The sequence below is a fragment of the Indioceanicola profundi genome (assembly GCF_003568845.1).
In the GTDB taxonomy this organism is placed as follows: domain Bacteria; phylum Pseudomonadota; class Alphaproteobacteria; order Azospirillales; family Azospirillaceae; genus Indioceanicola; species Indioceanicola profundi.
Window position 1 is genome coordinate 2,691,952 of the sequence record NZ_CP030126.1, and the last position, 19,134, is coordinate 2,711,085.

At 67.9% G+C, this 19,134-nt stretch carries 16 protein-coding genes; 8 read left to right on the plus strand and 8 right to left on the minus strand.

Going from position 1 to position 19,134, the window contains the following annotated elements; genetic code table 11:
- Window positions 1-62 precede the first annotated feature (62 nt).
- Complete coding sequence (locus DOL89_RS12750) at window positions 63-599, plus strand: Mpo1 family 2-hydroxy fatty acid dioxygenase (RefSeq protein WP_119679497.1); 537 nt, start codon at window positions 63-65, stop codon at window positions 597-599.
- Between the two features lie 141 nt (window positions 600-740).
- Here DOL89_RS12750 and DOL89_RS12755 read toward each other — a convergent pair whose 3' ends face one another.
- The 3 genes from DOL89_RS12755 to DOL89_RS12765 all read right to left on the minus strand — a co-directional run bounded on the left by DOL89_RS12755 (window position 741) and on the right by DOL89_RS12765 (window position 2,735).
- Window positions 741-1,571, minus strand: a complete 831-nt coding sequence (locus DOL89_RS12755; protein ID WP_119679498.1) for a carbon-nitrogen hydrolase family protein — start codon at window positions 1,569-1,571, stop codon at window positions 741-743.
- The gene (grxC, locus tag DOL89_RS12760) at window positions 1,571-1,831 is read right to left on the minus strand and encodes a glutaredoxin 3 (protein WP_119679499.1); all 261 of its coding nucleotides are present in this window, start codon (window positions 1,829-1,831) and stop codon (window positions 1,571-1,573) included. Before grxC ends, DOL89_RS12755 begins: the two co-directional genes overlap by 1 nt.
- A gap of 118 nt (window positions 1,832-1,949) precedes the next feature.
- A complete protein-coding gene (locus DOL89_RS12765; protein ID WP_119679500.1) occupies window positions 1,950-2,735 on the minus strand; it encodes a ComF family protein in 786 nt (261 codons plus the stop codon).
- A 118-nt stretch (window positions 2,736-2,853) separates the two neighbouring features.
- On the opposite strand from DOL89_RS12765, the gene DOL89_RS12770 reads away from it, so the two are divergent.
- The 4 genes from DOL89_RS12770 to DOL89_RS12785 all read left to right on the plus strand — a co-directional run bounded on the left by DOL89_RS12770 (window position 2,854) and on the right by DOL89_RS12785 (window position 5,475).
- Window positions 2,854-3,774, plus strand: coding sequence for a methyltransferase domain-containing protein (locus DOL89_RS12770; protein ID WP_119680412.1), 921 nt, complete (start codon window positions 2,854-2,856; stop codon window positions 3,772-3,774).
- A gap of 109 nt (window positions 3,775-3,883) precedes the next feature.
- Window positions 3,884-4,183 (plus strand): flagellar motor switch protein FliN, encoded by a 300-nt coding sequence (gene fliN, locus DOL89_RS12775; RefSeq protein ID WP_119679501.1) that lies wholly within the window; start codon window positions 3,884-3,886, stop codon window positions 4,181-4,183.
- A gap of 507 nt (window positions 4,184-4,690) precedes the next feature.
- The gene (locus DOL89_RS12780) at window positions 4,691-5,164 is read left to right on the plus strand and encodes an Hsp20 family protein (protein WP_119679502.1); all 474 of its coding nucleotides are present in this window, start codon (window positions 4,691-4,693) and stop codon (window positions 5,162-5,164) included.
- A gap of 92 nt (window positions 5,165-5,256) precedes the next feature.
- The gene (locus tag DOL89_RS12785) at window positions 5,257-5,475 is read left to right on the plus strand and encodes a DUF1150 family protein (protein WP_119679503.1); all 219 of its coding nucleotides are present in this window, start codon (window positions 5,257-5,259) and stop codon (window positions 5,473-5,475) included.
- A 49-nt stretch (window positions 5,476-5,524) separates the two neighbouring features.
- On the opposite strand, the gene DOL89_RS12790 is transcribed toward DOL89_RS12785, so the two are convergent.
- Complete coding sequence (locus DOL89_RS12790) at window positions 5,525-5,746, minus strand: hypothetical protein (RefSeq protein ID WP_119679504.1); 222 nt, start codon at window positions 5,744-5,746, stop codon at window positions 5,525-5,527.
- Between the two features lie 594 nt (window positions 5,747-6,340).
- Here DOL89_RS12790 and DOL89_RS12795 point away from each other — a divergent pair.
- The 3 genes from DOL89_RS12795 (at window position 6,341) to DOL89_RS12805 (ending at window position 13,533) form a co-directional block, all read left to right on the plus strand.
- Window positions 6,341-9,115, plus strand: a complete 2,775-nt coding sequence (locus tag DOL89_RS12795) for a TonB-dependent receptor plug domain-containing protein (RefSeq protein ID WP_119679505.1) — start codon at window positions 6,341-6,343, stop codon at window positions 9,113-9,115.
- 538 nt (window positions 9,116-9,653) lie between these two features.
- Window positions 9,654-12,440 (plus strand): TonB-dependent receptor plug domain-containing protein, encoded by a 2,787-nt coding sequence (locus DOL89_RS12800; RefSeq protein ID WP_119679506.1) that lies wholly within the window; start codon window positions 9,654-9,656, stop codon window positions 12,438-12,440.
- 151 nt (window positions 12,441-12,591) lie between these two features.
- A complete protein-coding gene (locus DOL89_RS12805) occupies window positions 12,592-13,533 on the plus strand; it encodes an alpha/beta hydrolase (protein ID WP_119679507.1) in 942 nt (313 codons plus the stop codon).
- Here the strand turns inward: DOL89_RS12805 and DOL89_RS12810 are convergent.
- The 4 genes from DOL89_RS12810 to DOL89_RS12825 form a co-directional block, all read right to left on the minus strand.
- A complete protein-coding gene (locus tag DOL89_RS12810) occupies window positions 13,530-13,907 on the minus strand; it encodes a hypothetical protein (RefSeq protein WP_119679508.1) in 378 nt (125 codons plus the stop codon). The genes DOL89_RS12805 and DOL89_RS12810 overlap by 4 nt on opposite strands.
- A gap of 86 nt (window positions 13,908-13,993) precedes the next feature.
- Entirely contained in the window at window positions 13,994-14,779 is a 786-nt protein-coding gene (locus tag DOL89_RS12815; protein WP_119679509.1) for an alpha/beta fold hydrolase, read from the minus strand.
- 187 nt (window positions 14,780-14,966) lie between these two features.
- The gene (locus DOL89_RS12820) at window positions 14,967-15,614 is read right to left on the minus strand and encodes a hypothetical protein (RefSeq protein WP_119679510.1); all 648 of its coding nucleotides are present in this window, start codon (window positions 15,612-15,614) and stop codon (window positions 14,967-14,969) included.
- 112 nt (window positions 15,615-15,726) lie between these two features.
- Window positions 15,727-19,020, minus strand: coding sequence for a DEAD/DEAH box helicase (locus tag DOL89_RS12825; RefSeq protein ID WP_162937491.1), 3,294 nt, complete (start codon window positions 19,018-19,020; stop codon window positions 15,727-15,729).
- Window positions 19,021-19,134 lie beyond the last annotated feature (114 nt).

The following is a 19,134-nucleotide window of genomic DNA, read 5'->3' on the forward strand; positions in this document are numbered from 1 at the left end:
CCGCAGCTTAACCCGGCATCCGAGACCGGGAGGGGCCAGCGCACCATCCAGGGGAGGAAGACATGAGCCGTCTGGCAGAGCATATGACGTTCTACGCGGCCTATCATCAGGACCCGCGCAACAAGCTGACCCATGTGTTCGGCGTGCCCACCATTGTCTTCGCCATCCTGCTGGCCATGGCCTGCGTGCCGCTGGGCTTCAGCATCGCCGGCGTGCCGGTCACCCTGGCGACTGCCTTCGTGGCGGTGATGATCGCAATCTACCTATGGCTGGATCTGGCCGTGGGCTTCGCCATGGCCTTGTTCACCGTCGCGGTGCTGTGGCTGGCCCATCTGGTGGCGGCCCAGGGCGGCGCGGTGGTGTGGACGGTGTTCCTGGCCACCTTCGTCGGCGGCTGGATCGTCCAGTTGATCGGCCACAAGTTCGAAGGCAACAAGCCGGCCCTGACCCAGAACCTTCTCCAGATCTTCGTCGCACCCTTGTTCCTCACGGCGGAGCTGTTCTTCGCACTGGGCCTGAAGAAGGATGTCGAGGCGGAGGTGGAGCGGCGGGTCCGGCAGATGGGGCCGGCGGGCGGCGGCAAGGCCGCAATGGTGTGAAGCAATGGCAGTAGCATTCTCACGCGCCGTCATCCCGGCGAAAGCCGGGACCCAGGGCCGATTGCTCCGGTGCCCGTGACTCCTGAGCCCCGGCTTTCGCCGGGGTGACGGAGATTGGAACGGGAATGGTCGGGTTTTCCCTTACGGCCCCTCGAACGTCCGGTCGTGCGTCAGGGACGGCACCTTGCCGCGCGCGGCATCCACCTCGGCAAGGTCGATATCCGCCAGCACGAAGCCCGGTTCCTCGCCGGCATCGGCCAGCACCTCGCCCCAGGGGCTGATGATCAAGGCGTGGCCGTAGGTCCTGCGGCCCTCATCATGGGTGCCGGTCTGGGCCGGGGCGATCACGTAGCAGCCGGTCTCGATGGCGCGTGCCCGCAGCAGAACATGCCAGTGGGCGCGGCCCGTGGGCACGGTGAAGGCGGCGGGAACGGTGATGATCCTGGCGCCCGCCTTGGCAAGCGCCCGGTAGAGATAGGCGAAGCGCACATCGTAGCAGATGCTGAGCCCCAGCCCGCCCCACGGCGTCTCCGCCACCACGGCCCGCTCTCCGGGCTTGTAGGTGGCGCTCTCCCGATAGCTCTCGCCGCCGCCGAGATCGACATCGAACATGTGGATCTTGTCGTAGCTGGCAACGACCTGCCCGTCCGGTCCCACCACATAGCAGCGGTTGGCGAAGCGACCATCCTCAAGCGCCACGGCAAGGCTGCCGGTCATCAGCCAGGCCCCGGTCTCGCGCGCGAGGTCGCGGAAGAAGGGAACGCCGGGATGCTCCGCCTCAGGCTTGGCGCGGGCGGCGATTTTGGCGCGGCCCTGCACCATCATGGAAACGTTCTCCGGCAGGCAGATAAGCTCCGCCCCGGCGGCGCGCGCCTGCCGGACCAGATCGCCCGCCTTGTCCAGGTTCGCCGCGATCTCCGTCCCGGCATTCACCTGGACGGCCGCGACCTTGAGCCGGCTGCCGCCCTGCATCAGGCCAGACCCAGCATGGGGTCGAGCTTGCCCTCGCGGTCGAGCGCGTGGATGTCGTCGGAGCCGCCGACCCCCTGCCCGTCGATGAAGATCTGCGGCACGCTGGTGCGGCCGTTGGCGCGCTGAAGCATTTCGCGGCGGCGCGTCGGCTCCTCCATGATGTCGTATTCCTGGAACTCCACCCCCTTGGAGGTGAGCAGGCGCTTGGCGCGGGAACAGTAGCCGCAGAACGGGCTGGTGTAGATTTCGATCTTCGGCATGGATCGTCGGCTCTTGCTGAAGGATGGGAACATGGTGCTGCAACAGAGTTGGGGCTGCAAGGTGCAGGCTCCACCCCCGTCCGGCAGGTGCCTGCGGCAAAGCAGCCATGGCGATGCATCATTGCCCCGCCGAACCATCCGCGGGTTCAAGCCGCTGGGCCCGCACCACCCGCGCCAGGGTCAGCACGTCCACCCCAGCGGCGCCCGCACGCTTCAGCACCTTGGCGCATTCGCCGACTGTGGCGCCCGTGGTGAAGACGTCGTCCACCAGCAGGACCCTCCGACCCCTTACCGCCTCCCGTGCGGCGGGCGGCAGGGCGAAGGCGCCGACCACGGTTCGGACACGTCCCCGCGCGGACTGCCCGCCCTGGGTGCCGGGCCGCTTCCGCACCAGAAGGTCCGGCGTCACAGGCCGCCCCGAAAGACGCCCGAGGTGGAGCGCCAGCAGGGCCGACTGGTTGTAGCGGCGACGGAACAGACGCCAGCGGTGCAGCGGCACCGGCACGATCAGGTCCGCTTCCGCCAGCAGGTCCGCCCCCGCCCGTGCCATCCAGGCGGCGAAGCCGGGAGCGGCGTCGGTGCGGTCGGCATGTTTGAAGCGCAGCACCATGCCCTTGCTGGCATCGTCATAGACCAGCACCGCGCGGCAGCGGTCAAAGGCCGGCGGACGGGCAATGCAGGCCCCGCACAGGCTCTGCCCGTCGGTCTGGAACTCGAACGGCAGGCCGCAGCAGGCGCAGAGCGGCGGGGCGATGAATGCCGCCGCCTTCCAGCAGGCCGGACAGAGGGTTCCCGGCGCGCCGACATCCGCGCCGCAGCCGAGGCAGCGCGGCGGCAGGATGAGGTCCAGGGCGCGGGAGACCAGTTGCCCTGACCGGATTGCGAGCCGCTGCCAGACCATCATCCCGCCAAAGTTGCCGTCGATCGGGGGAGCATAGGCGAATCGGGACGGATGGGCGAGAGGGCGGTTGAGCCGGTGGACTGTGAATGCTATCGGGCAAAGCTCAATGGGGGTGACCGCCATGTCCGATGCCGACCAGATGACCGTCTTCGACCGCCGCGTAGTCCGCCTGCACCGGGACCGCGCAGCCAGATCGGTGACGGAGCACGACTTCCTGCGCCGCGAGGTGGCGGGCAGGCTGGTGGAGAGGCTGGCGGATATTCGGCGCATATTCCCCCGCGCCTTGAACCTTGGGTCCCATGGCGGAGAGATGGCGGCGGCCCTGGGAAACCGTTCCGGCATCGAAACTATCGTGCATTCCGACCTGTCACCCGCGATGGCTGCGGCGGCGCGGCGGGCGGGCGGGTTCGCAGTCGCGGCGGATGAGGAGTTCCTGCCCTTCGCGCCCGGCAGCTTCGATCTGGTCGTCTCCAACCTGTCCCTCCACTGGGTGAACGATCTGCCCGGCGCGCTTGTCCAGGTGCGTCAGGCATTGAAGCCGGACGGCATGTTCCTGGCCGCCATGTTCGGCGGCGACACACTGTTCGAGCTGCGCCGTGCCCTGATGGAAGCGGAGATGGAGGTGTCCGGCGGCCTGTCCCCACGGATCAGCCCCATGGCCGGCCTGCGCGACGCCGCCGGGCTGCTCCAGCGGGCCGGCTTCGCCCTGCCGGTGGCGGATACCGATACGCTGACCGTGAGCTATCCCAACCCGTTCCGGCTGATGCAGGACCTGCGCGGGATGGGAGAGACGAATGCCGCCCTTCAGCGGCTGAAGATCCCGACCCGACCCGCCGTGCTGGCCCGCGCCGCGGAGCGCTATGCCGAGCTGTACCAGGAGGAGGACGGGACCGTTCCCGCCACCTTCCAGATCCTGTACCTGGCCGGCTGGTCCCCCGACCCGAGCACCCAGCAGCAGCCCGCCCGCCGCGGCAGCGCCAACACCCGGCTGGCCGACGCCCTGAACACGCGGGAGATCGGGACCGGCGTGAAGCCGCATTGAGCGGCTTCCGCCCTGGCGTCGCGCATCCGGATGGCGGAGGCACTCCCTTTCGTTAGGGAATCTGTGCGATAGTGCCGCCCTGTCCTGACCAGCGACGAAGAGCGGCGGCATGCCAGAACCAGCGTCCGGCGAGATCGACCGGTCCAGCATCCTTTCAGTCCCTGTCCAGGTGTCCGTGCGCCTGGGGCGTCGCCGCCTGCGCATCAGCGAACTGCTGCGCCTCGCCCCCGGCGATGTCGTGGACCTGGAGCGTGCGGTGGGGGAGCCGGTGGACCTGTTCGTCAATGACCGCCTGGTTGCCCGCGGGGAACTGGTGGTCGTGGATGGCCGCCTGGGTCTGACCATTGTCGAACTGATGCCCCAGGCCGTTCGCGGGCGCGAACCGCTTGGCCCCGGACCGGGCGAATAGCTGGCTGGAATTGCGTCTCCCCTCACCTGTCCACCCTTTGAGGGACACCGTGATTCCGGGGTTTCACGCCATGATTCCACAAATTTATCCACAGCGCGGCGGAGCATCCCCGCCGCTTCGCAAGCGCGTCCGTACGCGGTTGCGGTTGCGTGTTGCCCTGCGGGAACAGTGCAGGTTCCAGGCATTTCGCGCTGGCCTGCGCACTGCCCAAAAAACGGGCAACAGGTCAGAAGCCAAGAGCCGGCAGGCCCGACTCGCCTCTGCTCACAGACTTTTCCACAGATTCTGGGGAAAGCCTGATACCGGCCTGCTCCGCCCATGGGCGGCGGTTCCTCTTGCCTTGATCCTTGACCCGCAATACCCATTTAAGCAGCGGACGGTGCCAGTACGGGCCGTCCGCTCCGGGAGCCGACCTTGTTCCGGTCTTCTGCGCGGCGCCGGCAAAGGCCCGGCTGCGCCCGGCATGGGGTCCCGCTTCTCGCGCTCGCTCACCAGAGGAGGACGCACGTGACGACCCGCCTGTCCCTGTTCAACAGCCCCTTCCTGCTTGGCTTCGACCAGTTCGAGCGGACGCTCGACCGGATCGCCAAGAGCGCCAATGAGGGCTACCCGCCTTACAATATCGAGCAGATCGGCGATGATCGCCTGCGGATCACCCTGGCCGTCGCCGGCTTCACCTCCGAGGACCTGCAGGTCCAGATGGAGGACAATCAGCTCGTCATTCGCGGCAAGCAGAACGACGACAAGTCCCGCCTTTACCTGCACCGCGGCATCGCAGCGCGCCAGTTCCAGCGCAGCTTTGTGCTGGCGGAAGGGATCGAGGTGATCGACGCCAGCCTGGACAACGGGCTGCTCCATGTCGACCTGCGCCGGCCGATCCCGGAGCCGAAGGTGCGGACCATCCGGATCAATGCGCCGGCCGAAGGCGTGGATCAGAGCGGGCCCCAGACCATCGACGTTTCTCCGGACAACCGGGGCTGAGCCCCGCTTCTGCCGGACAAGAAGATTCCACCCGCGTCCGTGGGCAGCCCGAGCGGAGCCCCCGGCGCCTTGGCCCCAGGAGGGCACGAGAGATGAACCCGACGACCCTTTTTCTCCGCCAGCTCTCGCCGCAGGATTTCGCGGCCTTCGGCCTGAACGACGTCGCCTATGTGAAGCGCATCGAGCGCGATGGCGCGGCCGGATTCGCGATCCACGCCGCCGACGGCACCCCGCTGACCGTCGTGCCGAATGAGCAGTTGGCGCTCGCCACCGTCCGCCAGAACGACATGGAAGCGCTGAGCGTGCATTGAATTCAAGCGATGGCCGGGCGGGCTGCGCGCCGGCCCGGCCATCCTTCCATCAGTCCCGCGATGTCATCGCAGTATTGACGTCGGCGACGCTGCCCAGCGTGTCGCTGCGCTTTTCCTTCTGCGCTTCCTGCTTGTTGGCCTGCGCCTGTTCGACCTCGCGGCGCTTCTCATCCTCGCTCATCTCCCGTTCCGCCGCCCGGGCATTCTCCTGGGGCGAGCGACGCACCTGCTCGGCGAAAGGGGAATCCCCGCTCTTGCTGCGCTCCGTCATCTCCGATCCTCCGGTGTTGAATTCGTCCGCATGAACAGGTGGCCCGGAAGGCCGTTCCGGGCCGTCCTCTCCCGAGCTCGGAGCGGTCATCCCTAGGAGGCGCATTTCCCAAAGAGGAAGTATGTCTGCGTCGCCTCGCCCCAACCGTTTTTCCATCCGCGATTTCGGTTTATCGCGCCGATAGAAGTTGGCGAGACCTTCCGGCGGCCCTCATGAAATTTAATTTCTCCAATGGCGCAGAGCTTCTTCGAATTTCATCGTTCACGCAACTCGGGCGCAAGGTTCTGACTCAGTGCTACGAATCGATATATCATAAATATAGAATTATCCCGACCCAAAATAAAACAAACGCAAACTAATTAAAGCGCAAGATACAGTGGCGACCTGCGCAAAATGGCTGATGCAGGTTTGTCACGGTCATGGGCACTGTAGGAGGTTGATAGCAGGAACATTATTGCGACTTGATGAACATATTTGTTAATTGCGCATCCCAGAAACTACGGAGTCGGTTGTTGCCGGTCGGCTCTATTCTGGGAAAGGAACTGACAAGTGGGTTACTCCAGTCGTGGGAAGCGGGCCTTTCGGCTCCGTTGCATGTTCGGCGCCGCTGCCGTCGCTCTTACCATGCCGCTTGCGGCTCAGGCGCAGACGGATGCTCCGCCAGCCGGCCTTGAGGAAATCGTCGTCACCGGGTCGCGCATCCAGCGCTCCAACCTGACCGCCCCCACCCCGGTCCAGATCCTGGACGAGCAGCTGATCCAGCTCAAAGGCACCACCAATGCCGCCGAGCTGATCAACGAGCTGCCGGCTGCGGGCATTCCGGGCGTCTCCTCCACCAACTCCAACTTCCTGGTCAGCGCCACCGGCCTGAACCTGGTCGATCTGCGCAATCTGGGCACCGACCGTACGCTGGTGCTGGTGAATGGCCGCCGCCATGTTGGCGGTTCCGAGGGCTCCACTTCCGTCGACCTGAACTCGATCCCGGCCGACTTCATTGAGCGTGTCGAAGTGGTGACCGGCGGCGCATCCGCGGTCTACGGCTCCGAAGCCATCGCGGGCGTCGTGAACTTCATCCTGAAGCGCGACTTCCAAGGCGTGAGCGTCTCGGGCCAGGCCGGCATCACCGGCGAGGGCGACGGGGAGAGCTACAATATCTCCTCCACCATGGGCACCAACTTCGCCGATGGCCGCGGCAACATCATCGTCAACGTCACCTACGACAAGACGGAAGAGGTCGCGTCCAAGGACCGCGACATCTCGGCCACCGACGCCTTCTACGATCCGGATACCTTCGTGGACCGTCAGGCCTTCAGCTCCTTCGGGCCGGGCGGCCGCTTCATCATCGACGGCGTGTCCTACAATCCGGACGGAACCCCGTTCGACACGATCGCGAACGGCTATAACCGCAACGCCGACCGCCTGATCTCCGTGCCGATCGAGCGTCAGCTGCTGAGCACCATCGCCAATTACGAGCTGTTCGAGGGGATCAACTTCTTCGTCGAGGGCACCTACGCCCGGACGGAGACCTCGTCCCAGTCCGAGGCGATCGCCTTCGGCAACAACACCTCTGTCGGCACGGCCGTCGATGCGCCGATCCTTTCCATCCCGGTCACCAACCCGCTGATCCCGCAGGCCCTGCGTAACCTGATCCCGGCCGGCACGGAGGAGTTCACCTTCGCCCGCCGCTTCAACGAGCTGGGGCTGCGCCAGTCGGAAGTCACCCGCCAGACCTATCGCATCGCGACCGGACTGGAAGGCGAGTTCGACAATGGCTGGGACTGGCAGGCCTACTACCAGTACGGCACGGTGACCCAGGATCAGGTGTCCACGGGCGTGTTCAACGTCGCCCGCATGCAGGAGGCGCTGAACGCCGAGGTGGCTGCCGACGGCACCTTCCAGTGCGCCAGCGAGCTGGCCCGCGCCCAGGGCTGCGTGCCGATCAACCTGTTCGGCGCCGGCGCCGTCTCCCAGGACGCCCTGTCCTACGTCAACGCCAACTCCACCTTCGACAGCACGATCCAGCAGAACACCGCCGGCGCGTTCCTGTCCGGCGAGGTGTACGAGTTGCCGGCCGGCGCCGTCGGCTTCGCCGCGGGCCTGGAGTACCGCAAGGAGGAGAGCGAGTTCCGTCCGGATGCCCTGTCCATCGCGGGCATCAGCTCTGGCAACGCCTCAGCCCCCAGCGAGGGCGAGTACGACGTCTGGGAGGTCTATGCCGAGACGAACGTCCCGCTGCTGAGCGGCATGGACTTCGTGGACTATCTGGGCGTCGACGCGGCCGTCCGCTATGCCGACTACAGCACCGTCGGCAGCGTCTGGAGCTACAAGTTCGGCGGCGAGTACGCCCCGATCCCTGACCTGCGCTTCCGCAGCACCTATGCCCGCTCCGTCCGCGCGCCGAACATTGGCGAGCTGTTCCAGCCGGCGCAGCAGACCTTCTCCTCCGTCACCGACCCCTGCGCCGACAACCGCCGCCTGGACGCCAGCGCCACGGTTCAGGCGAACTGCGCGGCGACCCCGGGCGTGGGCGAGGCCATCGCGGCCGGCGGCTTCAACCCGACCCAGCTCGACCTGTCCTCGATCCCTGGCTTCAACTCGGGCAATCCGAACCTTCAGGAAGAGAAGGCGGACACGCTGACCATCGGTGCGGTCTGGACCCCGTCATTCCTCGATAACTTCTCGGTCACGGTTGACTACTGGGATATCGAGATCAAGGACGCCATCCAGGGCTTCGCCCGCCAGACGGCGGTCGACCAGTGCGTGGGCCAGGCCCAGTATCCAGACAACCCGTTCTGCGCCCTGGTCACCCGTGACCCGACGACCGGCTTCATCACCGGGCTGGATCTGCGGGTCGACAACGTGGCCGTCCAGACCGCCAGCGGCATCGACGTGCAGGCCAACTACGCGCTGGATCTGGCGGACGTGGTCGGCGACTACGGCCTGCTGAACTTCGACTTTGTCGGCACCTACCTGATCGAGAACCAGAACACCGCCTTCCCCGGCGCCGATCCGGTCGAGTCTGCAACCCAGGTCGGCTACTCCGAGTTCAAGTGGAACCTGCGCACGACCTGGGAGAGCGGCCCGTTCACCGTGTCCTGGCTGTTCCGCTACATCGGCGAGGCGAAGATCGACCCCGAGGATGATTTCGAAGGGAACGAGATCGATCCCATGGTCTATAACGACATCCAGCTCCGCTACACGTTCCTGGAGGATTACCAGGTGTTCGTGGGCGTGGATAACGTCTTCGACCGCAAGCCGCCGATCATCCCGGCCCCGTTCGCCGTGAACGTGACCGGCACCGAGACGGCTGCCGACGTGTACGACCCGATCGGCCGCTTCTTCTATGCCGGTTTCCGCGCCCAGTTCTAAACCGCGCGGCAGGGCTGGCGGAGTTGTTGCCGCCGGCCCTGGAACTCAGACCTGATCACCTTTCCGTGAATCCATGTCCGGCGCCGGGGCCATCGCCCCGGCGCCGTTTTCTGTTTCGGACCAGAGATTTCCCGAGGGCGGCCTCACAAGCCGCCTTATCGATCCGATAGGACAGGCGGAGTCCAGCCCCGGCGTTGAGCATAGGGTTGATTGCCCACCATACGCGCCGGAACGCAGCAGATGAACCTGTTAACGGAAGCGCGGCGCAACTTCCGCTCCATACATGCCGGTTCGATATGACATGTCGAGCATTTCATTCCGCTATGTAAGATGAAAGTCTGGCCTATCAAGTCGCACTTGCTATCGATGCGATATTGCTTAAGTTCCTGATGCGGCTTTGCCACGACCGGACTCAATACGCCGCCTCGCCCTCTCGGGGTTTATTGCAGCTCCATGAACGTCTCTGATATTTCCGCTTCCCAGTAACTGTGGAGCCGACCGTTTCAGGCCGGGTCCATTCTGGGAAAGGAACTAACAAGTGAGTCATTCCAGTCGCACGAAGGGAGGCTTCCGGCTCCGCTGCCTGTTCGGCGCCGCCGCTGTCGCCCTTGTCGTTCCGATGGCCGCCCAGGCACAGGACCCGGCCGGCCTTGAGGAGATCGTCGTCACCGGATCGCGCATCGCGCGGGCCAACGTGGTCAGCTCCAGCCCGGTTACCCAGCTCAATTCCGAAGAGCTGACCTTCAGCGGCACGGTCAATGTCGAGGACCTGCTGAACGACCTGCCGCAGGTGGTGGCCGGTCTGACCTCCGCCACGAACAACGGCAACAACGGAACGGCGACCGTCGATCTGCGCGGTCTCGGCACGAACCGCACGCTGGTGCTGGTCAATGGCCGTCGCTTCGTGGGCTCCTCCCAGGACGGCACCGTCGACCTGAACAACATCCCGGCCGCCCTGATCGAGCGCGTCGAGGTGGTGAGCGGCGGCGCGTCCGCCGTGTACGGGTCCGACGCCATCTCCGGTGTCGTCAACTTCATCCTGAAGGACGATTTCGAGGGCGTTCAGGCCGACCTGAACTACGGCATCTCCGACCGCGGCGATGCCAAGACCTATGACGCCAGCGTCACCATGGGCGGCAACTTCGCCGATGGCCGCGGCAACGCGGTGGTGTCGGTCGGTTATCTGAACCGCGACAGCCTGCTGCAGGGTGCGCGGTCCTTCTCCCGCGACACCTATACGGACAGCTCCGGCGCCCTTGAGCTGCTGGGCTCCACGACCACCCCGTCCGGCCGTATCGACGCCGGTTCCGGCCTGCCGGACGATGCGCCCTACGCCTTCCTGCCCGACGGCACCATCCGTCCGTTCCAGGGCGGCACGGCGAACAGCTACGGCGACACCTACAACTTCGCCCCGGACAACTACCTCCAGACCCCGCAGAAGCGGTACAATCTGGCGGCCATGACCACCTATGACCTGGCGGACAACATCGAGGCCTATGCCGAGGCCTTCTATGTGAACAGCCAGGTGAACACCCAGTTGGCGGCCACGCCGGTCACGGGCATTATCGTTCAGGCCGACAATCCGTTCCTGTCGGCGCAGGCCCGTCAGGTTCTGGCCAACCGCGCCGACCCGGATGCGCCGATCCGCATCCGCCGCCGCACCACCGAGGTCGGCCCGCGTAACAACCAGTATGAGAGCCAGACCTACCGGTTCGTGACCGGCCTGCGCGGCGACTTCGAGGCGCTGGAGCGGACCTGGGACTGGGACGCCTACTACAATTACGGCCGCGTGGTCCGTGAGGAGCAGTCCACCGGACTGGTCGCCACCTCCCGCTTCCAGGCTGCCGTCGACTGCTACGGCGCCAACGCCACGCCGGGCTGCGTGCCGCTGAACCCGTTCGGCCCCGACACGATCTCCCCCGAGGCGGCCGCCTATGTCACCGTTCCGGCGCGTGACCGGACCGTGGTGCAGCAGGAAGTGCTCGGCGCCTCCATCTCCGGCGAAGTCTTCGACCTTCCGGCCGGCCCGGTGGGCGTTGCGCTCGGCGGTGAGTACCGCCAGGAGAAGAGCAGCTACAGCCCGGACTTCTTCGCCAGCACCGGCGACCTGCAGGGCGGCACCAATGCCGGCCCGGTGTCCGGCAGCTTCGACGTCTATGAAATCTTCGGCGAAGTGGCCGTGCCGCTGCTGAGCGGTCTGGCCTATGTCGAGGACCTGTCCGTCGAGGCTGGTTTCCGCTACTCCGACTATTCCAACATCGGCAGCGTGACGACCTGGAAGGCCGGCGGCTCCTACAGCCCGATCGACGAGGTCCGGCTGCGCGCGATCTACCAGCGCGCCATCCGCGCTCCGTCCATCTCCGAGCTGTACGGGGCGGCGCAGCAGTCCTTCGAACCGGTTTCCGATCCGTGCAGCGCCTCCAGCAACCCGTCCGCGGCGGTGCTGGCCGTCTGCCAGCAGCAGGGCCTGCCGGCCGGTCTGCTCGGCACGTTCGAAGATGATGGTCAGATCGAAGTCACCTTCGTCGGCAACCCCGATCTCCAGGAAGAGAAGTCCGATACCTGGACCTTCGGCGCCGTTGTCGACCCGACCGACTGGCTGACCCTGTCTGTCGATTACTACAACATCAAGATCGAGGACGCGATCCAGACCTTCGGCGGCGGCCTCGGCCCGGCGCTGGCGGCCTGCTACGCCTCCGGCGATGCCAACAGCGCGGCCTGCTCGCCCCTGGGACAGCCGATCCGCCGCGACTCCACTGGCGAGATCATCCCGTTCGACCTGCCGCAGGCCAACATCTCCGACCTGAAGACGGACGGCGTGGACTTCCAGGCCGATGCCCGCTTCGACCTGCCGAACGGCCACGGCCTGTCGGCGAACGTCCTGGTCACCTGGGTCAACAGCTACGAGTTCACCCCGAACCCGGCCCAGCCGGCGGTGTACGAGTATGCCGGCACCATCTCCACGGATGACAGCGCCATCCCGGACTGGAAGATCAACGCCCGCGTAACCTATGACGGCGGCCCCTGGTCGCTCTCCTACCGGTTCCGCTGGATCAATGCCGTTGAGCACCGTGCCTTTGCCGACGCCGAGGCGATCGGCGACCCGGCGCCGGTGCTGGCGGTGGAGGAAGTCGGCTCTGTCGTCTACAGCGACATCTCCGGCCAGTATCGCATCAGCGACAACATCACGTTGACCGCTGGTGTGAACAACGTGTTCGACCGCAATCCGCCGATTCTGCCGGATACGATTTCGGCGAACACGGATACCAACACCTACGACGTGCTCGGCCGCTACTTCTTCATGAACGCGTCCATTCGCTTCTAAGGTGTGATCAGTACCGTTTCGTTTTCTTTCCGTGAAAACTCCGCGCCGGGGCGAAAGCTCCGGCGCTTCTTTTTTGCGCGCCGGCCCCTTATGGTTTCCGCCCACGGTCCCGGCCGGTCAGGCCGGCCCGGGCGGAAGGCATGGAGGAACGATGCGGTTGGCACATTTTGCTCCCAGGGCGGCCCTGGCCCTCGGTCTTGCCATGGCGTCCGCCGCGCCGGCCGCGGCCCAGCCGATCACCTTCAAGGACCTGCTGGGGCGGGAGCGGCCCGGCACCGATATCCGTATCCCCTACGGCACCCTGCCCGACCAGTTCGGGGAGCTGTGGCTGCCGGACGGGCCCGGCCCGCACCCGACCGTGGTGATGGTGCATGGAGGCTGCTGGCTGGCCAGCCTGCCGGGGGTGGAGCTGATGGCCTACATCTCCGAGGATCTGCGCCGCCGCGGTATCGCCGTCTGGAATGTGGAGTACCGCCGGTTGGGCACGCCGGGGGCCGGCTATCCCGGCACCTTCCTGGACGTCGCCGCCGTGGACCATCTGCGCGAGGTGGCGAAGTCCCACCCGCTGGACCTGTCCCGCCTGGTTGGCGTCGGCCATTCCGCCGGCGGCCATCTGGCGCTCTGGGCCGGGGCGCGGCCGGTGATCGGGACGGAGAGTCCGCTGCACACGCCGGACCCGCTGAAGCTGAAGGGCGTGCTGACCCTGGCCGGCATCAACGATCTGGAAGCCTACCGGGCGGAGGGGCCGGACGCCTGCGGCGGGCCGGACACCTGCGGCGGGCCGGACACCATCGACGGGCTGACCGGTGCGAAGGAGCGGCCCGGCACCGACCTCTTTGCGGACACCTCGCCCGCCGCCATGACGCCGCTGCAGATCGACCAGATCATCGTATCGGGCGAGCTGGACCACATCGTGCCGCCGGCTTTCGGTCGCAATTACCGCGACAAGGCCGAGGCGGCGGGAGAAATGGTGACGGTGCTGGAATATCCCGGCGCGGGGCACTTCGAACTGATCGACCCGACCTCCGCCGCCTGGGCGGACATCAGCCGCCAGATCACGGCCCTGCTGGAGGGAGAAGCGGGACGGCCCTAGCTCTTGCCGGCCGGGCCGGTCATGTCCAGCCGCTCGATCCGGCGGGCAAGGTCGCGCAACACCATGGCCTCTTCCAGCCGGCCGTCACGGGCCAGGCACTGGCGGTAGAGCCGCAGCAGATGCAGCACTGCCTTCGCATCGGTGACGCCGGGCAGCGGCCGCCCGGCGGGGCCGGTGACGGTGATCCCCAGCACGGCCATCGCCTCCGCCACCAGGGTGACCGACTGGGCGAGGCCGGTCAGGTCGGCCTCCTGCGATTGAAGCACCGGCTCCAGAAGATCCGTGATGTTTACCCTGCCGTCCTGATCCAACCTGTCCTCCACTCCGCGCCCGGTCCACGGCGCGGCCCCGACCTTCGGGGACAAAGCATGCATATGGGTTGTGCCGGACCTGCAATCGACCGCCCCTGCCGTGACCATCGCGGGCGGTCGCAACACCTCCACGCTGTAAACAACGCCGGTCAGAGGACGGCTTCGACCAGGGACGTAAAAGCTTCCGGCTTTTCGGCATGCAGCCAGTGGCCGGCGTCGGCGACCATCCGGATTTCCGCGGCTGGGAAGCGGCGGCGGATGTCGCCTTCGTACTCCGGCGTCACATAGTCCGACTTGGCCCCGCCGATGAACAGGGCCGGGCCGTCATAGCGGGCGCTGCCCAGGTCGGGGAAGCCGATGAGATTGTCCATCCCTGCCTCCAGCGCATCCAGGTTGATGCGCCAGCGCAGCCCCCCATCCTCCACCTCCAGGTTCTGGAGCAGGAAGGCCCGCAGGTTCGGGTCCGGAACCGCATCGCGGAGCTGTTCGTCCACCTGCGACCGGCGGCTGCGCCCGGTGAGGTCCGCCGCCTTCATCGCCTTCACATAGGGCAGGTGCGTGTGAGTGTAGGAAACGGGGGCGATGTCCACCACGATCAGCCGCTCCACCCGCTCCGGCGCGGTCAGCGCCAGGGTCATGGCCGCCTTGCCGCCCATGGAGTGGCCCAGAACCACGGCCCGGTCCAGGCCGCGATCATCCAGGAACCGCCCGAGGTCGCCCGCCATGGCGGGATAGTCCATGCGGTCGTTCCAGGGGCTGCCGCCGTGATTGCGCAGGTCGAGCCCGTAAGCGTCCTGTCTCTGCCCGAACCGCTTCACGAACATCTGCCAGTTCCGGGCGGAGCCGAAGAGTCCATGTAGGATCACCAGCGGCGTGCGCCCAGTCGGCTGCTGCGGATGTGCTTCGAGGAAGGTCAGGGGCAGGCTGTCGGACATGGATCGGTCTGCTCGTTCAATCTGTCGGATGCTGCCGCGATGCTAGCAGATGGCGGGGCCGCGATGCGCCCCCATCCTCCCCAACCGACCCATGTCCAGCATGAATGCCCTGCCATGACGCCGGGCCCGGTCTCCGCGGAACGGGGCGGCGGGATGAAGCGTCCCGCCGCCCTATTCTCCGATGCCCTTACCGGCCGGGGCCGGGCTGGGAGGAGATGGAGGACTGGACGGTGCGGGTCCAGGCGTTCCAGATCGCCCAGTTCAGGCCGGCGGCGCGGCCCATCCGCTTCACCATCCAGCCCTGATAGGCGGAAAGGACCGCGGGCACGCTGCGGGCCTGGGTCAGCCGCTCGAACAGCTCCCCATTGTCCTCCATCAGGGCGGAGAGCTGTTCCGACAGCTCGCCCGCGGCGGCGGCGATCTGATCGCTGCCGGCCTTAGCCGCCTTGGCAGCACCGTCCGTCGCGGAACCGGCGGCTACGGCCGGCGGGAAGGCAGCTCCCGCCACGGCGCGCGGCCGCGGCGGCTCCGCAGCGGCGGCAAGACCGGCTGCGGCGGCCCGCCCTGCCTCCATGGCCCGGCTCATGGCTCCAGCGCCGGCGCCGACCAGGTTCTCGGTACTGTGACCGGTCTCCTCGGTGATGCCGGTGGTGGCATGCACGGCGGCGTCGATCGCCTTCTCCGCTCCCTCCGCGCCGGCAGCCGTAGCCTCCCGCGCCGTGTCGGCCAAGGCATTGTCGGGGGCGGACGCCGCCTTCCTGCGCCGCTTCGTCTCGGCAGCCTCTGCAGACTGGTTGGTCTGGTCGGCCGGCTGGTTGGTGTCGTTCTCTGCCATTTGATCCTCCCAGGACGCCGGTGGCGTCCTTGCTTGATTCCCGATGCCCATCAAAACATAGGGACCCCGCCCATGGTGCAGTGCAAAATGGTAGGGGGCAAGCCCGGTGGCGTCAGCCCGGTGCGGAGCCGAGGCTGTCCAGCAGGTCGCGGGCGGCGGCCAGCCGCGCCTCCGGCGTTTCCGCCGCGCGGCGGAGCAGCAACCGTTCCCCGCTCCATCCCAGCCCGTCGCCGCCCTCGCACAGCGCCGTGCGCGCCCGCTCCCGCGCCGCCTCGTCCTGGAAGTCGGCGACGGCCCCCTTCGGCCCGGCTTCCAGCCGCTTGATGCCGTGGCGGTAGCAGTCCGGGCGCAGGGCCACAAGGTTCAGCCAGGCCTGCATGGCGGGCGGGGGCGGGCCGAAGCGATCCTCCACCTCGTCCGCGAAATCCGCGGCGGCCTCCGCACTGTCCAGCCGGCTGGCGCGGGCATAGAGGCGCAGACGCAGCTCCTGCTCCGGCACCATCTCCTCCGGCATGGCGGAGGGCACGCCGCCGATGCGGATATCGGGCGTCCAGTCCTGGGGCGGCGGCTCCCCCTTGGCCTGGGCCATGGCGCGGGCGACCATGTGCTGGTAGAGGCCGATGCCGACCAGACGGGCATGCCCGGCCTGCTCCTCCCCCAGCAGGTGGCCGGCCCCGCGCAGATCCATGTCGCGGGCGCTGATGGCGAATCCCGCGCCCAGCCGGTCGAAAGCTTCCAGCGTGCGCAGCCGCTCCAGCGCGGTGTCGCCGAGGTCGCTGTTCGGAGCTGTCATCAGGTAGCAGACCCCGCGCACCCGCCCGCGCCCGACCCGCCCGCGCAACTGATGGAGCTGGGCCAGGCCGAAGCGGTCGGCCCGCCAGACCAGCATGGTGTTGGCCCGCGGCACGTCGAGGCCGCTTTCGATGATGTTGGTGGCCAGCAGCACGTCCCCATCCCCGCCGGCGAAACGGACCATGGCGTCGTCCACCACCTCGGGCTTCATCTGGCCGTGTGCGGCCAGGATGTCGAGTTCCGGCACCAGCTCCGCCAGTTCGGCCTGTAGACGCTCCAGGTCCTTGACCTGGGGGCAGACGATGAAGCTCTGCCCGTCCCGCTGCCGCTCCCGCATCAGGGCCTCGCGCACCGTGGCCGGGTCCCAGGGCACGGTGAAGGTGGCGATGGGCTGGCGACGGGCGGGCGGGGTGGTGATCAGGCTGAGGTCGCGCAGCCCCACCATGGCCGATTGCAGGGTCTGCGGGATCGGCGTCGCGGTGAGGGTCAGCACATGCAGCCCCTCCCCCAACTGCCGCAGGGCGTTCTTGTCCTTGGCACCGAAGCGCTGCTCCTCATCCACGATCAGCAGGCCGGGATCGTGGAATTCAATCCCCTTGCCGGCCAGGGCATGGGTGCCGACGACGATGCGGACGCGCCCGTCCTTGAGGCCGGCCTTGACGGCCCTGGCCTCCGCCGTGCCGGCCAGGCGGGAGAGGTGGCCGATCTCCAGCCCCGTCCCGGCGAAGCGACTGCGGAAGGTTTCCAGATGCTGGCGGGCCAACACGGTGGTGGGGGCCACCACGGCCACCTGCTTCCCGGCCAGGGCGGCAGCGGCAGCGGCGCGCAAGGTCACCTCCGTCTTGCCGTAGCCGACATCGCCGCAGACCAGCCGGTCCATGGGCCGGCCGGCGGCCAGATCGTCCAGCACCGCGGCGATGGCGGTTGACTGGTCCGGCGTTTCGGTGAAGGGGAAACGGCCGGCGAAGCGCTCATAGGCTTGGCGGGGCGGGACCAGCACGGGGGCCTCCCGGCCCAGCCGGTCCTGGACGCGGCGCACCAGCTCCGCTGCCGCCTCCGCAACCTCCGCCTCCACCTTGTCGCGGCGCTTGGCCCAGCTTGCCCCGTCCATGCGGTCCAGGCTGACGCTGTCCGCGTCGCCGCCGTAGCGCCAGACCCGGCTCAACTCCGTGGTGGGGAGCATCAGCGTGTCGCCGTCGCGGAAGACCAGACGCACCGTCTCGGCCGCACCCTGGGGTCCATCCACCCGCACCAGCCCTTCCAGCCGGGCCAGCCCGTGGTCGGCATGGATCACCGCCTCGCCCGGCGCCGGGGCGGCGGTGGCGCTGGCGAAGGGGGACGGGTCGGGACCGGCGCTGGCGGCACGACTGCCCAGCACGCCGCCAGCGGTCAGAACCACGACGCCATCCGACCGGAATTCCTCCGCCAGATCGGCAGCCAGCAGCAGCACGGAACCGGGCGGGGCCTGCTCCACCTCCTGCCAGCCGGCGACGCGCCGGGGGGTCGCGCCCAGGCTGCGCTCGGCGAAGCGGGACAGGCGGCGCAGAACCGGGCCGGCAGGACCGGTCAGCACCAGCCGGTCGCCCTGTCCGCGGCAGTCCGCGGCGAAGGCGGCGAAGCGGCGGCCGGGATCGCGCTGGGTGGCGAAACGGGGCGGGCGCTCGCCGGCGCCGTCCTGCTCCAGTTGACGACTGGTGCGGCCCTGTAGGGCTTGTTCCCACTCTTCCGCCGTCAGGAACAGCTCCTCCGGGCCGGGACGGGGGCCGGAGTCCGATCGACGGCCGGCGGCCAGCCGGGTGCGCGTGCTGTAGGCGTCGCGGATCAGCTCCAGGAAGGACTCCAGCCGGTCCGGCACTTCCGGTTCCAACACCAGCTCCGCCTCCGGCATCAGTTCGAAGGGGCTTTCCAGCCGCCCGTAAAGGCCGGGGAGGTGATGCTCGATATCCAAGGGCCGCTCCGCCCCGGGTTCCGTCACCGCTTCGGAAGCCGGGTGGAGTTCCAGAAGGTCGATCTCGCCGATGGTGCGCTGGGTGGCGGGGTCGTAGCTGCGGATGCCGGCGACCCGCCCGTCGGCATGGTCGATGCGGCAGGGGCCGGCGGCTCCGGCGGGGAACAGATCCACCACCTCTCCCCGGATCGCGGCCTCGCCCGGCTCATCCACCCGGTCGTCCACCCAGTAGCCGGTGCGCAGCAGAAAGGCGCGCAGCTCCTCCATATCCAGCTCCTGCCCCGGCCGGAGGCGGAGGATGGAGCGGGCCCAGACATCCCGCGGCGGCACCCGCTGGAGTAGCGCGGAGGCTGATGAGACGACCAGATGCGGCCCGTCGATCCCGGCCGCCAGCCGCGCCATGGCGGCGATGCGCCGCCCCATCACCTCCGCCGAGGGCGGGGCGCGGTCATAGGGAAGGCAGTCCCAGGGCGGCAGCGCCAGCACGGGCAGATGCGGGTCGAGCGCCCTGGCGAGGGCTGCAAGCCGGTCCGCCCGGTCGGACGAGCGGGCCACATGGACCAGTCCGCGGCGACCGGCGGCCCGCGCCGCCGCGATCAGGCGTACCGCCGTTTCGCCCTCTGTCAGGGGGCGGGTCTCGGACGCGGCGGCGGTCTGTGCATCCACGGTGAACTCTCCATATCGCGGGCTGCCGACAACAGCCGGCGGGCCTCTGCCGTTGCGGCGGCGGGGAACGGACCGCCATGAAGGATGAGGCGGGAACCGGCGCGGCATCGCCGG

Excerpts from the sequence above, each read along its gene's own strand:
- DOL89_RS12750 (WP_119679497.1), top strand. The coding sequence starts at position 63 with ATGAGCCGTCTGGCAGAGCATATGACGTTCTACGCGGCCTATCATCAG.
- DOL89_RS12755 (WP_119679498.1), bottom strand. The coding sequence starts at position 1,571 with ATGCAGGGCGGCAGCCGGCTCAAGGTCGCGGCCGTCCAGGTGAATGCC.
- grxC (WP_119679499.1), bottom strand. The coding sequence starts at position 1,831 with ATGCCGAAGATCGAAATCTACACCAGCCCGTTCTGCGGCTACTGTTCC.
- DOL89_RS12765 (WP_119679500.1), bottom strand. The coding sequence starts at position 2,735 with ATGATGGTCTGGCAGCGGCTCGCAATCCGGTCAGGGCAACTGGTCTCC.
- DOL89_RS12770 (WP_119680412.1), top strand. The coding sequence starts at position 2,854 with ATGTCCGATGCCGACCAGATGACCGTCTTCGACCGCCGCGTAGTCCGC.
- fliN (WP_119679501.1), top strand. The coding sequence starts at position 3,884 with ATGCCAGAACCAGCGTCCGGCGAGATCGACCGGTCCAGCATCCTTTCA.
- DOL89_RS12785 (WP_119679503.1), top strand. The coding sequence starts at position 5,257 with ATGAACCCGACGACCCTTTTTCTCCGCCAGCTCTCGCCGCAGGATTTC.
- DOL89_RS12790 (WP_119679504.1), bottom strand. The coding sequence starts at position 5,746 with ATGACGGAGCGCAGCAAGAGCGGGGATTCCCCTTTCGCCGAGCAGGTG.
- DOL89_RS12795 (WP_119679505.1), top strand. The coding sequence starts at position 6,341 with ATGTTCGGCGCCGCTGCCGTCGCTCTTACCATGCCGCTTGCGGCTCAG.
- DOL89_RS12805 (WP_119679507.1), top strand. The coding sequence starts at position 12,592 with ATGCGGTTGGCACATTTTGCTCCCAGGGCGGCCCTGGCCCTCGGTCTT.
- DOL89_RS12810 (WP_119679508.1), bottom strand. The coding sequence starts at position 13,907 with ATGCATGCTTTGTCCCCGAAGGTCGGGGCCGCGCCGTGGACCGGGCGC.
- DOL89_RS12815 (WP_119679509.1), bottom strand. The coding sequence starts at position 14,779 with ATGTCCGACAGCCTGCCCCTGACCTTCCTCGAAGCACATCCGCAGCAG.
- DOL89_RS12820 (WP_119679510.1), bottom strand. The coding sequence starts at position 15,614 with ATGGCAGAGAACGACACCAACCAGCCGGCCGACCAGACCAACCAGTCT.